The organism is Stenotrophomonas sp. (assembly GCF_031995405.1).
Classification (GTDB): domain Bacteria; phylum Pseudomonadota; class Gammaproteobacteria; order Xanthomonadales; family Xanthomonadaceae; genus Stenotrophomonas.
On sequence record NZ_DAMAGC010000115.1, the window covers coordinates 1 to 13,354 of the forward strand.

Below are 13,354 nucleotides of genomic sequence, written 5' to 3' on the forward strand. Positions count from 1 at the left end.
GACCACGTCCGGGCAGTTCTGGCAGGACAGCGAGAAGTAGGTTTCGAAGCGGTACTCGCCTTCCAGGTTGCGCACCTGCTCGATCAGCTCGGCCGTGGCCTTGGACGGGTGGCCGCCGACCTGCAGCAGGGCCAGCACCAGCGAGGTGAACTCATGGCCCATCGGCAGGCCCGCAAACACCAGGTGGATGTCCTGGCCGGGCGTGGTCAGCGCGAAGGAGGGCGTGCGCTCGCTGCTGTCGCGACGCACGTCCAGGGTGATCTGCGCCGACAGCGTGGTCAGCGTGTTCAGCAGCTCGAGCATCTCCTGCGACTTGGCGCCGTCATCCACGTGCGCCGTGATCTGGATCGGACGGGTGACACGTTCCAGATAGGTCTTCAGCTGGGACTGGAGGTTGGCATCCAACATCGAAAAACTCCTTGATTCAGGCAAGGGAACAGCGTCGACGAACCCCGCGGGTGCATCTGCGCGACATGGGGGTGAACCGAAGCGGGCGCGGTGGCACCGGCTTGGGTTCACCCCCACTCCCGTCGAAACGGGAATGGGGATGAGAAGCGGCTTAGATCTTGCCGACCAGGTCGAGCGACGGGGTCAGGGTCTTCTCGCCTTCCTTCCACTTGGCCGGGCACACCTGGTTCGGGTTGGCGGCGGTGAACTGGGCAGCCTTCAGCTTGCGCAGGGTTTCGGACACGTCACGGGCGATCTCGTTGGAGTGGATCTCCAGGGTCTTGATCACGCCTTCCGGGTTGATGATGAAGGTGCCGCGCAGGGCCAGGCCTTCTTCCGGAATGTGCACGCCGAAGGCGTTGGTCAGCTGGTGGGTCGGGTCGCCGACCAGCGGGAACTGGGCCTTGCCGACGGCCGGCGAGGTTTCGTGCCACACCTTGTGCGAGAAGTGTGTGTCGGTGGTGACGATGTAGACCTCGGCACCGGCCTTCTGGAACTCGGCGTAATGGTCGGCAGCGTCTTCGATCTCGGTCGGGCAGTTGAAGGTGAACGCGGCCGGCATGAAGATCAGGACCGACCACTGGCCCTTCAGGGTGCTGTCGGAAACCTTGATGAATTCGCCGTTCTGGTAGGCGTTGGCTTCAAACGGCAGGATCTTGGTATTGATGAGCGACATCGTTGTTCCTCTTGGTGAAGGGGGTGGGTGAAGCGACCAACACAGGTTAGCGGCTTCACTCCCATAAGGACAATCCATTGATTGCATCTATACGATAGTCCCAGGCTATCAAAAATCGATGATCCGGGGATGAACGCAGCGCGGTCGGCGGGGCAGATCCCTTGCGGCGCAGGTGTTTTGGGGAATCAGCCGTCGATTGCCGCCATAGCCGTTGTTTATCCACATCGGCGTCTGGCTGAACGAAACCGCGGCTGTTGGCGTCGCGATCGGTCTCGCGGCGCAGGTTCGCCATCAGTACGCCTCATCAATATTGGTATCGGCATCCATTCAATCAATGGATTCGACCCCACGGTGCGTCGCAGCCACCGCATGGCCGGATCCGACCGGGTGGGGTGGACTACACTTCGCGCCCTGTTTGCTGATCGCCCTGCCATGACCGCCGCCCCGCGTGACGTTCGCCAGTTGCTCGCCGATGCCGCCGCCGCCCTGCCGGGGGTGGAAGGGCGGCATGAGGCCGAGCTGCTGCTCCTGCATGTGCTGCGGCGTGAGCGCAGTTGGTTGTTCGCCCATGCCACCGATGCGGTGGCCGAGGCCGATGCGGACGCCTTCGCGGCGCTGCTGGCGCGTCGGGTGGCGGGCGAGCCGGTGGCTTACCTGGTCGGCAGTCGCGGCTTCTGGACGCTCGACCTTGCAGTGACCCCGGCCACGCTGATCCCGCGCCCGGAAACCGAGCTGCTGGTCGAGCTGGCGCTGGCCCGGCTGCCGTTGGACGTGCCGCTGGCCGTGGCCGACCTGGGCACCGGCAGTGGCGCCATCGCGCTGGCGTTGGCCAGCGAGCGGCCGCTGGCGCAGGTGATCGCCACCGATTCCAGTGCGGCGGCGTTGGCCGTGGCCCGCGCGAATGCGGTGCGCAATGCGGTAGGTAACGTCCGTTTCCGCGAGGGCTCGTGGTTCGCTCCGCTGGCGGGCATGCGCCTGGACCTGATCGCCAGCAACCCGCCTTACATCGCCAGCGACGATCCACACCTGCAGCAGGGCGACCTGCGTTTCGAGCCGGCCACTGCGCTGGCCGCCGGCCCCGACGGGCTGGACGACATCCGGTTGATCGTCGACGGCGCCACGGCGCACCTGCGGCCGGGTGGTTGGCTGCTGGTCGAACACGGCTGGGACCAGGGTCCGGCGATCCGCGCGCTGCTGCTGCAGGCCGGGTTCCAGTCGGTTGCCACCGAGCGTGACCTGGAACAGCGCGACCGGGTGAGCCTGGGCTGTCTGCCCGCGTAGTGCAGCGCGGCCCCGGCGTGGCCCGAGGCTAGAATGACCTGTCCACCGGACGGCCGTGCAGTGTGATGCGATGTCGACCGGTGGTGGCTGCCGCAGGACCGGCCGTGCGCTTGGCGCACCGGTGACGCGGCGACTGTCATTCCACATGGAGTTCCTGTCATGCGTACGCTGTATCCCGCCATCACCCCCTACGACGTCGGCACCCTGAAGGTCGATGACCGCCACACGCTGTACTTCGAGCAGTGCGGCAATCCCGATGGCAAGCCGGTGGTGATGCTGCACGGCGGCCCGGGTGGTGGTTGCAGCGACAAGATGCGCCAGTTCCATGACCCGGCCAAGTACCGGATCATCCTGTTCGACCAGCGTGGCGCCGGACGTTCCACCCCGCATGCCGACCTGGTCGACAACACCACCTGGGACCTGGTGGCCGATATCGAAACGCTGCGCGAACACCTCAAGGTGGAGCGCTGGCAGGTGTTCGGCGGCAGCTGGGGCTCGACCCTGGCGTTGGCCTATGCGCAGACCCACCCCGGGCGCGTGACCGAGCTGGTGCTGCGCGGCATCTTCATGCTGCGTCGCTGGGAGCTGGAGTGGTTCTACCAAGAAGGCGCCAACCGGCTGTTCCCCGATGCATGGGAGCACTATCTCAAGCCGATCCCGGCGGTGGAGCGCCACGACCTGATCTCGGCCTTCCACCGCCGCCTGACCAGCGATGACGAAGCGACCCGGCTGGACGCGGCCAAAGCCTGGAGCGTGTGGGAAGGCGCGACCAGCTTCCTGCATGTGGACGACGATTTCGTCAACAGCCACCAGGACCCGCAGTTCGCACTCGCGTTCGCGCGCATCGAGAACCATTACTTCGTCAACGGCGGTTTCTTCGAGGTGGAAGAACAGCTGCTGCGCGACGCGCACCGCATCGCCGACATTCCCGGGGTGATCGTGCACGGCCGCTATGACGTGGTGTGCCCGCTGCAGAGCGCGTGGGAACTGCACAAGGCGTGGCCGAAGTCGACACTGGAGATCAGTCCGGCGTCGGGCCACTCCGCGTTCGAGGCGGAAAACGTGGACGCACTGGTGCGCGCGACGGATCGCTTCGCCGGGTAATCAACCCACGGGTAATGCCGGCCGTTGGCCGGCTGCTTTGTTGCCGGCCGCTGGCCGCCTGCGCGCCGATCGGGCACAGCGGTGCCCCTTGGGTGCATGCCAGAAATTGCGTGGAGCCGGCCAGCGGCCGGCACTGCCGGGGCTGGGTGGCTGGCTACCAGTGGCCTGCCAGCAACGCTTCGGCGAGCACCTTCAACTTCGGCGAGGCCTGCCGCGACGGCGGGTACACCAGCGACAACGCGCGGCTGCGGCCTTCGAACGGCTGCAGCACGCGCTGCAGGCGGCCGTCGCCGAGCGCGTCGGCCACCGCGAAATCCATCACCTGCACGATGCCGACACCGGCCAACGCGCCTTCCACCAAGGGGTCGCCGCTGTCGAACACCATCCGCGCCGGGGGCGTGAATTCGCGCAGCCCATCCCCTTCGCGGAACTGCCAGTCCACCAGCCGCCCGCTGCGCAGGTTGCGCACCGCCAGGCACACGTGCTCGTGCAGTGCATCGACCGTGGTCGGCGCGCCGTGCCGGGCGATGTAGTCCGGCGAGGCCACCGTGACCCAGTGCAACGGCCGCAACGGTCGCGCCACCATGCGCACATCGCTGATCGGCCCGGTGCGCAGCGCCGCATCGAAACCTTCCTCGACCAGGTCGACCAGCCGGTCGTTGAGCACCAGCTCGAACTGCAGCTGCGGATGCGCGGCCATCAGCTGCCCCGCCAGCGGCACCAGCACCTTGCGCCCGAACATGGACGGCGCGGTCAGCTTCAATACGCCCGAGGGCGTGCAGGGACGATCGGCCAGGCGGCGTTCGGCGTCTTCCAGTCCGCACAGCAGCGGCGTGCAGTGGTCGACGAACTGGCGCCCGTCCGGGGTCAGGCTGACGTTGCGGGTAGTGCGATGGAGCAGGCGCACGCCGAGTTCGGCTTCCAGGCGGCCGACCGCGCGCGACAGCCCGGATTGGCTGATGCCCAACTGGCCGGCGGCCACGGTGAAACTGCGGGCCTCGGCGACCTGCACCAGCATGCGCACGGCGTTGAGATCCATGGCGGTGTCCGATTGATGCGAAAATGCATGACAGAAATCGAATTATCCGGGTTTATTTGTTTGACGTCATCAATGAGACTGCCCGCCTCCCCCTCGCACCGACCAGCATGACCCCCTCCCCGCACGCGTTCCCACCCCGCCTGGCACTGACCCTGCTGGCCATGGCCCAGCTGATCATCGCGCTGGACGCCACCATCATTTTCGTCGCCCTGCATGAGATGGGCGTGCAGCTGCAGATCAACGCGCAGCAGCTGCAATGGATCGTCAGTGGCTACACGGTGGCCTTCGGCGGCTGCCTGCTGCTGGGCGGTCGCGCGGCCGATCTGCTCGGGCGCCGACGGGTGTATCGACTGGGCATGGCGTTGTTCGCGCTGGCCTCGCTGGTCGGGGGGGTCAGCAACAGCGCCTGGCTGTTGATCGCCGCGCGCGCGGTGCAGGGCGTCGGCGCGGCGCTGCTGTTCCCGGCCACGCTGTCGTTGATCAACACGCTCTACGCCGAAGGCACCCCACGCAACCGCGCGCTGGCGATCTGGTCGATGGCCAGTGCCGGCGGGCTGGCGCTGGGCACGCTGCTGGGCGGCGTGCTCACCCAGAGTTTCGGCTGGTCTTCGGTGCTGCTGGTGATCGTGCCGTTTGCCGGTGCCTGCGCGGTGCTGGGCGGCTGGTGGCTGCCGCGCGATCCGGCGCGGCAGGCGGGCCGATCGTTCGACCTGGCCGGCTGCCTGACCGTCACCCTCGGCGGCAGCCTGCTGGTGACCACGCTGGTGCAGGGGCCGGAATGGGGCTGGCTGGCGCCGCGCACGCTGGCCTGTCTGGTGCTGTCGGCGGGACTGCTGGCCGCGTTCGTGCAGATCGAGCAGCGCAGCCGCGACCCCCTGATGCAGTTCGCGCTGCTGCGCCTGCGCAGCCTGCGTGCGGCGATGCTGCTGACGATGGTGTTCATGAGCAGCTTCGGCGTGCAGTACTACTTCCTGGCGCTGTACTTCCAGGATGGCTACGGCTGGAGCGCGCTGCAGGCCGGGCTGGCGTTCCTGCCGCCGACGCTGGTGTGCACCTTCGGTATCAAGATCACCGAACGCATGCTCCTGCGGCGCTCGCCGCGGCAGGTGCTGGCGCTGGGCATGGCCGCCGGTGCCATCGGCATCGCCGCGGTGGCGGTGGCCATGCCGTTTGGCGCCACGTATTGGGCCCTGCTGCCTGGCATCGTGGTGCTGAGCATCGGCCAGGGCATGACCTGGACGGCGATGTGGATCGTGGCCGGGCAGGGCGTGCCGGCGGCGCAGCAGGGCGTGGCGTCGGGCATGGCCGCCACCGCGCAGCAGATCGGCGGTGCACTGGGACTGGCGGTGCTGGTGATGCTGGCCAATGCCGGACGCGGCGAGCACGCGGCGGGCACCAGCGTCGAAGCGCTGCAGGGGCTGGTCAACGCGCAGTACGGCGCGGCGCTGTTTGCGCTGCTCGGCGTGGGCGTGGCGCTGTGGTTGCGGCCGCAGGACGATGCGGTCGCGCAGGCGGCGGTGTGCGCGGGCGAGGGATAGGGGGATCGTGCACGGCGTGGATCGCGCCGAAGGACCGCGTGCAGCCGACCAACGGTCGGCTCTACCATGGGGGTTTCCGGTGCGGCACTGACTTCGATGGCTGAACTGCTTACCTTGTGCCAGGCCCTTGAGGCCATCGCGGCCTGCAGCAACGATCGTGAGGTGTGGGACCGGTATGGCTGGGTCTACGCAACGGACGGCGACGAGCGGGAGGCGATGTTCTGGTTGCCCGCCCATGACGCTGACGATGACGATCCCGCCGTGCAGGCGTTCGTCGCCGCGCATGGCCTGACCCCGTATCTGGAAGCGGCCACGTTCGCCGATGTGCTGGAGGTGCAGAAGCGCCAGCGGCCGCTGTCCACGCTGGACGCGTATGCGCATGCGCTGGCGTATTACAGCGAGTACGACGCCTTCGCGCAGGTGGAGGGCATCGACCAGGCGTTGGACGAGGCGCCGTTGGAAGAGCAGCAGGCCGCGCGTGCGCTGGGCGTGGGGCGTGGCATCTTCGCCGCGTTCGACGTCGTACTGCTGCAGTGCCCGGAATCGGCGATCAAGGACGCTGCCCGTCTTGTCGCTGGCGTGCTGGATGTCCCGTTGGGCCAGGCGCTGCCGCTGTGCCGTGCGCTGCCGCTGGACCTGGGGCGCGATCTGCAACGCACCCGTGCCGCCGCCCTTGTCGCCGACTTCCAGGCGGTCGGTATCGATCTGGACATTCGCGGTTTCCGCGCGTTTCCGTGGATGGCGGCACCTGCGGTGGCGTGATCTGGCGGTGCCGGCCCACGCCCGGCGTTACCCGCGCGCGAATGCTTCCAGCTGCGGCTGCAGCGCGGTGAAGATCCGCGCCAGCCGTTGCGCCCAGGCGTGCTGGCCGGCGGCGTCTGCGATCAGGTCCTGGCGGATCTCCAGCTCCACGTGCACCAGCCCGCGGCCTTCGCCATGCACCGGTACGGCGTAGTCGCTGGTGCTGCTCACTGCGTAAGGCTGGTTGTCGCCGACCACCAGGTCACCTTCATCGCGCAGCGCCTGCAGCAGGGCGTGCGCACATCGCGTGTCGCGGTGGTACAGCACGCCGACGTGCCAGGGCCGCGCGGCGTCGTTCATCACCGGGGTGAAGCTGTGCATCATCAGCAGCAGCGTTGGTCGGGCCTGCGCATGCCGGGCGTCCAGCTCGGCATCGATGCGGGCATGGTAGGGCGCGTGGATCGCGTCGATGCGCTGCTGCCGCTGCAGCGGTGACAGCGACTGGTTGCCGGGAACGACCGTGTAGTCGCTGATCGCCGGCATCAGCGTGGGCGATGCCAGCGGCCGGTTGCAGTCAATCACCAGCCGTGAGTAGGTCTGGGTGATTGCCCATGCATCGAGCAGGCGCGCCAGCGCGACGGTGACCCCGGCAATGCCGATGTCCCAGCCGATGTGCCGGTCGCGCTCGGCCTGCGCCAGGCCGAGGTCGGCCAGCGCGGCCGGTACCCGCTGCCCGGCGTGGTCGGCGATGAGCACGAACGGCGAGCGTCCCTGCGGCTGATGCACGGTGAACGGTGGCGGATCCGATGGCCCCAGCAATGCGTCCGGGACCGTCTGATGGGGAGATGCATCAGCCACGCGGGGTGCCGTCCAGGTGATGTTCGATCATCCACAGCCCGGCCCACAGCTTGGCATCCAGTTCGTAGCCCTCACCGATCTTCTCCACCAGCCATGCGGCGGCGCGGGCGCGCGGCACTTCGTGCACGGTGATGTCCTCGCTGGCATCGCCGCCGCCGTCGCCGATCTTGCGCAGGCCGGTGGCGCGCACGAAGGCGATCTTCTCGCTGCTGGCGCCGGAGGAGGTCGGGCCGATCATCAGCACTTCGGCGTGCGCGGCGGTCCAGCCGGTCTCTTCCTCCAGCTCGCGCACCGCCGAGACTTCGATCGATTCCGCGGCATCGATGTCGCCGACCAGCCCGGCCGGCATCTCGATGGTGTTGGCCTGCAGCGGGACGCGGAACTGCTCGACGAACAGCACGTTGTCCTCCGGGGTGACGGCGATGATGATCGCAGCCAGGCCACCGGCATGGGTGCGCTCGCTGTATTCCCACGTGCCGCGCACGACCATGCGCTGGTACTTGCCTTCGTAGACGACCCTGGGTTCTTGCGTGTTGTGGCTCATGCGAACTCGCTGGCAACGGAAGGAGAATCGGGTAGCCCGGCGGCGCTGAACAACCGGCGCCGGGTCAGCGGGCCGAACCGCAGTGCATCGCACAGGCCCTGCAGCATCTGCGGGTCGGCGCTGCCGCGGCGGAAATCAGCGTCGGCGCAGTCGAGCGGGGCGTCCAGCGCGATGGTGGTCAGCTGGCGCCACAGCAGCGCGTGCTCGCGCTGCTCGCGCAGGCGCACGGCCATCTGCGCCGCGCCACGCAGGCGCAGGAACGGCACTTCGTCCAGCCGCTCGTACAGGGTGTCCATGCTGCCGAAATGGGCCAGCAGTACGGCGGCCGACTTGGCGCCGACGCCGGTCACGCCGGGGATGTTGTCCACCGCATCGCCGCACAGCGCCAGGTAATCGGCGATCTGGTGCGCGTGCACGCCGTGGCGGGCCTTGACCCCGGCCATGCCCCAGCGCTGGTTGCGTGCGTAATCCCACTGTTCGTCATGTTCGAACAGCAGTTGCGACAGGTCCTTGTCGGCGGAGATGATCACCCCGCGCATGCCGGCGTCGCGGCGCGCATGCAGCGCGCTGCCGATCAGGTCGTCGGCCTCGTATTCGTGGTGGCCCAGCACGGCCAGGCCGAGCGCGGCGCACAGCGCCTTGCAGTGCGCGAACTGACGGCGCAGGGCATCCGGCGCCGGGTCACGGTTGGCCTTGTAGGCGGTGTACAGGCGGTGGCGGAAGCAGCTGTCGAGTGCCTCGTCGAAGGCGATGGCAATATGCTGCGGCCGCTCGCGTTCGAGCAGATCCAGCAGGAAACGCGCGAAACCGTGCACCGCGTTGGTCGGCCAGCCCTGCTGGTCCTGGAACTCGTCCGGCATCGAATGCCAGGCGCGGAACACGTAGAGGCTGGCATCGACCAGGTACAACGGTGGCCGTGCAACGACGGCCACGGTGGAAGGCGCAGACACCTCAGCCCTCCCAGTCCTGCAGGAGCGTGGCCGGATCCGGGCGTTCCCGCTCCGGCGGCAGCAGTTTGGGGGTGCCGATATGGATGAAGCCGGCGATGCGCTCGCCCTCGGCCAGGCCCAGGTGGGCCTGCACCGCCGGGTCGAAGGCCATCCATGCGGTCAGCCACTGCGCGCCGAATCCCAGCGCCTGGGCGGCCTGCATCAGCGCGAAGCACACACAACCGACGGTCATCAGCTGCTCCTGCTCGGGCACCTTGGGATTGGGCCGCGGCCGGGCGATCACGGTGATGATCAGCGGGGCATGCGAAAAGCGCATCCGGTCTTTTTCGACCTGGGCGTCGGACGCCTGCGGATCGCGGGCGCGGCTGCGCTCGGCCAGGAACGCCCCCAGACTGTGACGCGCGTCGCCGTCGATCTTCAGGAAACGATACGGCACCATCTTGCCGTGGTCGGGCACGCGCACTGCCGAGGCCAGCATGCGCAGCAGCGTCTCCGGATCCGGCCCGGGCGCGCCCAGTTGCAGGGCGGGTACCGATCGGCGGGCGTCCAGGGCTTGCAGCGCAGGGGAGTCGGGCATGATTTCTCGATCAGATTGGCGGTGCGCCCAGTATAGTCGCGGCAGTTTGTGACGCGGCTTTCAGCCTTCTCCGATCGATTTGCGACAAAGCGTGATGAACATCACCTAATCAATGGCACTCCTTCACATGCCTGTACTCGCTTCCCGCCGACGCTGGCCGTACGATACAAGGCCTGCCGGCACCCGGTCATGAGGTTCAACGTGCGGACTGTTTCATTGTCCCTGACCGGTCGGCAGACCTGCCATCCGGATGCAGGTGCCTGGGGGGCACCGGTGTCCATCGTTTCCATGCTGCATTCTGTGCCTGCGAGGGTGGGGAGCCTTTTCGCATGATCGCCACGCCCAATGCATTGGGGCAGCCGGGTCGTGACCCGGCGCTGTTGAAGCAGGCCCGCGAGGCAGTACTGCCCGCGCTGACCGAGTCCTTCGCGACCGTGCTGGCCCGTTTCGACGACGTGTTGTTCGACCGTGCCGGCACCGCTGGCGCGTCGCAGCTGCTATTCCTGGACGGCATGCGCGAACTGCGCCGCCGCCGGGAGGACATCGTGCGCGGGTTCCGTGGCCACCTGGACCAGGCGTGGGACGCGCTCGATCGCGGCCAGCCGGCGTCGGCCGAGGCGACCCTGGCCGGACAGATCGAAGACGGGCTGAGCCTGGTGCCCGAACACGTGCTGGAGTCGCGGCTGGCGGTGCGCAACTTCGCCACCGTGTTGCTGCGCGACTGGAAGCCGGTCCTGGGACGGCTGGATCGCCGCCTGGGCTGGATCGCCGGGGGCCTGGACATCAATCCCGACAGCAACCCGATCAGCCCCGAGCATATCGGCGTGGCCATCCATGAGGCCTTCGCCGACTGTGAACTGGCTCCGGAAGTGCGGTTGGTGCTGATCAAGCTGTGCGAGCGCGACCTGCACGCCACGATCGGCAAGCGCTATGAAGCCCTGGACGAGCAGCTCGCCGCCGCCGGGGTGATGCCGCAGATGTCGGCGCCGCGCCGTCCTGCCGCGCGCGCGCCCGCGCCGCGCCATGAACTGGACGAACTGGTCGATGCGCTGGATGCCGAATCGCTGGCCGGCAATGGCAATGACGATGCGGCGGCGCCTGCGTGGGCGCAGCGCTTCGCCGACCGCTGGGCCGAAAGCCGTGGCCGCATGCAGTCCTCGCAGGCCGGCCCTGCGCCGGGCGCTGCGGGCGAGGGCATGAGCAACAACCAGGGCATGCTGCTCGAAGCCCTGCACGAACTGCTGCAGCAGACCCGCCACGTGCGCGAGGACGCCACCTCGGCGGCCAGCGTTGCCGTGGGCCAGCAGCGTCCGCTCAGCCAGCGCGAAATGATGTCGGTGCTGTCGCTGCTGCAGGCGACCCCGAGCGCGACCCTGCGCGCGGCGATCGGCGAAGATGGTGAGTCGCTGGCGCAGCGGCTGAAGAGCGAAGTGCTGTCCGGGGCCACCCGCCTGGGCGTGGATCCGTCGCAGGCGCGCCTGGATCCGCAGGACGAGGATGCGATCGACCTGGTCGGCATGCTGTTCGACGTGATGCTGGACGAGCGCGACCTGGAGGGCCGCTCGCGCGAGCTGATCGGCCGCTTGGTGGTGCCGTTCGTCAAGGTGGCCATGCTCGACCGCCGCATGTTCGTGCAGAAGACCCATCCGGCGCGCAAGCTGCTCAACTCGCTGGCCGAGGCCTGCGAAGGCAACACCGGCGAAAGCCAGGCCGAGCGCGTGCTGATGGGCAAGGTCGAGGAGATCATCGAGCGGCTGGTGGCCGAGTTCAACGAGAACCTGGCGATCTTCCTGACCCTGGAAGAAGAATTCCGCGATTTCCTGGCCCAGCACCGTCGCCGGATCGAGATCGCCGAGCGCCGCGCCGCCGAAACCCAGCGCGGCCAGGAAAAGCTGGAGGTGGCCCGCAGCCGCTCGGCTGCCGAGCTCGACCGGCGCATCGCCGATGCGACGCTGCCGCAGGCCATCGGCGAATTCCTGCGCCAGCCGTGGCAGCACCACCTGACCCTGAGCGTGCTGCGCGAGGGCGAAGACGGCGCATCGGTCGGCGAAGCGCTGGCGCTGGCCGACGGCTTGCTGGAAGAAGTGGCCGAGGCGCGCCGGCAGATTGTCGGCAAACCCTGGCTGCAGGCCTGGCACGCGTCGCTGCGCAAGGTGTTCGCCAGTGTCGGCGTACATGCCGACGCGGCCACCGGCGCGATCGATGCGCTGCACGACACCCTGCAGGGCATCGCCGAATCGCGCCCGGAGCTGGAGCGCGCGCTGCCCGAACTGCCGCAGGTGGCCTTGCCCACCCCGCCGGTGCAGGAAACCGCTGCGGTGGAACTGGGCAGCAAGGTGGACGTCAGCGATTTCGACAACGCCGATGCCGACCGCTTCCGCGGCCTGGAGATCGGCACGTGGCTGGACTTCGTGGACAAGGACGGCAAGGTGCAGGCCGGCAAGCTGTCCTGGGTGAGCCCGATTTCATCGCGGCTGCTGTTCGTCAATCGTCGTGGCGTGCGCTTCTGCGTCGCCTCGCCGGAAGAACTGGCGGTGATGGTGCGACTGGGCCGCCTGCGCGCGCACATCGACGATGGCGCCTTCGACAGCGCCATGCAGGGCGTGATCGATCGACTGGACAACAAGAACGCCACGGTGCATTGAGCGGATTGCGCCGGGCACTGCCCGGCGGCGGTTCGCCGGCGACCCGGACGGCAGGCGTCCATCCCGCGATCGGGTTACGATCCCCCCACACTCTGCTGATCGTCGGGGACATGCATGGCTGTCGATGTGCTGGTGGTACGGGAACGCGCGCCGGGCGAGCGACGCGTGGCGATGACGCCGGAAACGGCGCGCAAGCTGGCCGCCCTGGGCGCGACGGTGTGGTTCGAGCCGGCTGCCGGACAAGCCGCGGGTTTTCCGGATCAGGCGTACCTGGACGTCGGCGCACAGCTGGCCGACGACGCGCGCCTGGCCTTGGCCGACATCGTGTTGTGCGTGCAGCCGCCGGACAACGCGCGGCTGGGCCAACTCAAATCCGGCGCCAGCCTGGTCGGCATGCTGCACCCGCAGGCCGATGCCGAACGTGCCGGGTTGATCCAGTCGCGTGGGCTGCAGGCTTTCCCGCTGGAGCGCCTGCCGCGCACCACCCGCGCCCAGTCGATGGATGTGCTCAGCTCGCAGGCCGGGATGGCCGGTTACAAGGCCACACTGATCGCCGCACAGCGCGCACCGCGCTTCTTCCCGATGCTGACCACCGCGGCCGGCACCATCCGTCCGTCGCGGGTGCTGGTCGTGGGCGCCGGCGTGGCCGGGCTGCAGGCGATCGCCACCGCGCGTCGGCTGGGCGCCCAGGTGGAGGGCTTCGATGTGCGGCCGGAAACCCGCGAGCAGATCGAATCGCTGGGCGGCAAATTCCTCGACCTCGGCGTGAGCGCGGTCGGTGAGGGCGGTTATGCGCGGCCGCTGACTGAGGAGGAACGCGCCGAGCAGCAGCGTCGCCTTGGCGAGCACCTGCGCCTGGTGGATGTGGTGATCTGTACCGCAGCGGTGCCCGGGCGCCCTGCGCCGAAGATCGTCACCACCGCGATGGTGCAGGGCATGAAGCCGGGCAGCGTG

Annotated in this window: 13 protein-coding genes and 1 pseudogene; 6 read left to right on the forward strand and 8 right to left on the reverse strand. The window is 68.4% G+C overall.

Going from position 1 to position 13,354, the window contains the following annotated elements:
• The 3 genes and pseudogenes from RTO53_RS16190 to RTO53_RS16200 form a co-directional block, all read right to left on the reverse strand.
• Positions 1–408, reverse strand: a pseudogene (locus RTO53_RS16190) (alkyl hydroperoxide reductase subunit F); the annotation flags it as partial.
• Between the two features lie 151 nt (positions 409–559).
• Complete coding sequence (ahpC, locus tag RTO53_RS16195; protein WP_256774973.1) at positions 560–1,123, reverse strand: alkyl hydroperoxide reductase subunit C; 564 nt, start codon at positions 1,121–1,123, stop codon at positions 560–562.
• A gap of 55 nt (positions 1,124–1,178) precedes the next feature.
• Positions 1,179–1,415: a hypothetical protein gene (locus RTO53_RS16200; protein WP_312238763.1), complete on the reverse strand. Its 237-nt coding sequence runs from the start codon at positions 1,413–1,415 to the stop codon at positions 1,179–1,181.
• A gap of 140 nt (positions 1,416–1,555) precedes the next feature.
• On the opposite strand from RTO53_RS16200, the gene prmC reads away from it, so the two are divergent.
• Both prmC and pip read left to right on the forward strand, forming a co-directional pair.
• Positions 1,556–2,404 (forward strand): peptide chain release factor N(5)-glutamine methyltransferase, encoded by an 849-nt coding sequence (prmC, locus tag RTO53_RS16205; RefSeq protein ID WP_312238764.1) that lies wholly within the window; start codon positions 1,556–1,558, stop codon positions 2,402–2,404.
• A 159-nt stretch (positions 2,405–2,563) separates the two neighbouring features.
• Positions 2,564–3,508, forward strand: coding sequence for a prolyl aminopeptidase (gene pip / locus RTO53_RS16210; protein WP_312238765.1), 945 nt, complete (start codon positions 2,564–2,566; stop codon positions 3,506–3,508).
• A gap of 154 nt (positions 3,509–3,662) precedes the next feature.
• Here the strand turns inward: pip and RTO53_RS16215 are convergent, their stop codons facing one another.
• Positions 3,663–4,547, reverse strand: coding sequence for a LysR family transcriptional regulator (locus RTO53_RS16215; protein WP_312238766.1), 885 nt, complete (start codon positions 4,545–4,547; stop codon positions 3,663–3,665).
• A 107-nt stretch (positions 4,548–4,654) separates the two neighbouring features.
• Here RTO53_RS16215 and RTO53_RS16220 point away from each other — a divergent pair, with 107 nt between their 5' ends.
• Positions 4,655–6,085: an MFS transporter gene (locus tag RTO53_RS16220; protein WP_312238767.1), complete on the forward strand. Its 1,431-nt coding sequence runs from the start codon at positions 4,655–4,657 to the stop codon at positions 6,083–6,085.
• Between the two features lie 96 nt (positions 6,086–6,181).
• Complete coding sequence (locus tag RTO53_RS16225) at positions 6,182–6,847, forward strand: hypothetical protein (RefSeq protein ID WP_312238768.1); 666 nt, start codon at positions 6,182–6,184, stop codon at positions 6,845–6,847.
• Between the two features lie 27 nt (positions 6,848–6,874).
• Here the strand turns inward: RTO53_RS16225 and RTO53_RS16230 are convergent, their stop codons facing one another.
• The 4 genes from RTO53_RS16230 to RTO53_RS16245 are packed head-to-tail and all read right to left on the reverse strand — an operon-like array spanning position 6,875 to position 9,755.
• Positions 6,875–7,684 carry an N-formylglutamate amidohydrolase gene (locus tag RTO53_RS16230; RefSeq protein ID WP_312238769.1) on the reverse strand — a complete coding sequence of 270 codons (810 nt, stop codon included), beginning with the start codon at positions 7,682–7,684 and terminating at the stop codon, positions 6,875–6,877.
• Complete coding sequence (locus tag RTO53_RS16235; protein WP_312238770.1) at positions 7,677–8,228, reverse strand: NUDIX hydrolase; 552 nt, start codon at positions 8,226–8,228, stop codon at positions 7,677–7,679. The genes RTO53_RS16230 and RTO53_RS16235 overlap by 8 nt, the downstream gene beginning before the upstream one ends.
• Positions 8,225–9,160, reverse strand: coding sequence for a 5'-3' exonuclease H3TH domain-containing protein (locus RTO53_RS16240; RefSeq protein WP_312238774.1), 936 nt, complete (start codon positions 9,158–9,160; stop codon positions 8,225–8,227). The genes RTO53_RS16235 and RTO53_RS16240 overlap by 4 nt, the downstream gene beginning before the upstream one ends.
• Before the next feature lie 19 nt (positions 9,161–9,179).
• Positions 9,180–9,755, reverse strand: coding sequence for a nitroreductase (locus RTO53_RS16245; protein ID WP_312238771.1), 576 nt, complete (start codon positions 9,753–9,755; stop codon positions 9,180–9,182).
• Between the two features lie 329 nt (positions 9,756–10,084).
• Between RTO53_RS16245 and RTO53_RS16250 the strand changes: the two genes are divergently transcribed.
• Together RTO53_RS16250 and RTO53_RS16255 are read left to right on the forward strand one after the other, a co-directional pair.
• Positions 10,085–12,400, forward strand: a complete 2,316-nt coding sequence (locus RTO53_RS16250; protein WP_312238772.1) for a DUF1631 domain-containing protein — start codon at positions 10,085–10,087, stop codon at positions 12,398–12,400.
• A 114-nt stretch (positions 12,401–12,514) separates the two neighbouring features.
• Positions 12,515–13,354 (forward strand): NAD(P) transhydrogenase subunit alpha (locus tag RTO53_RS16255; RefSeq protein ID WP_312238773.1); only part of this gene is annotated, 840 nt, incomplete at its 3' end.

What these genes read in the sequence shown, in the direction of transcription:
- ahpC (WP_256774973.1), bottom strand. Translation starts at nt 1,123, where the DNA reads ATGTCGCTCATCAATACCAAGATCCTGCCGTTTGAAGCCAACGCCTAC.
- RTO53_RS16200 (WP_312238763.1), bottom strand. Translation starts at nt 1,415, where the DNA reads ATGGCGAACCTGCGCCGCGAGACCGATCGCGACGCCAACAGCCGCGGT.
- prmC (WP_312238764.1), top strand. Translation starts at nt 1,556, where the DNA reads ATGACCGCCGCCCCGCGTGACGTTCGCCAGTTGCTCGCCGATGCCGCC.
- pip (WP_312238765.1), top strand. Translation starts at nt 2,564, where the DNA reads ATGCGTACGCTGTATCCCGCCATCACCCCCTACGACGTCGGCACCCTG.
- RTO53_RS16215 (WP_312238766.1), bottom strand. Translation starts at nt 4,547, where the DNA reads ATGGATCTCAACGCCGTGCGCATGCTGGTGCAGGTCGCCGAGGCCCGC.
- RTO53_RS16220 (WP_312238767.1), top strand. Translation starts at nt 4,655, where the DNA reads ATGACCCCCTCCCCGCACGCGTTCCCACCCCGCCTGGCACTGACCCTG.
- RTO53_RS16225 (WP_312238768.1), top strand. Translation starts at nt 6,182, where the DNA reads ATGGCTGAACTGCTTACCTTGTGCCAGGCCCTTGAGGCCATCGCGGCC.
- RTO53_RS16235 (WP_312238770.1), bottom strand. Translation starts at nt 8,228, where the DNA reads ATGAGCCACAACACGCAAGAACCCAGGGTCGTCTACGAAGGCAAGTAC.
- RTO53_RS16245 (WP_312238771.1), bottom strand. Translation starts at nt 9,755, where the DNA reads ATGCCCGACTCCCCTGCGCTGCAAGCCCTGGACGCCCGCCGATCGGTA.
- RTO53_RS16250 (WP_312238772.1), top strand. Translation starts at nt 10,085, where the DNA reads ATGATCGCCACGCCCAATGCATTGGGGCAGCCGGGTCGTGACCCGGCG.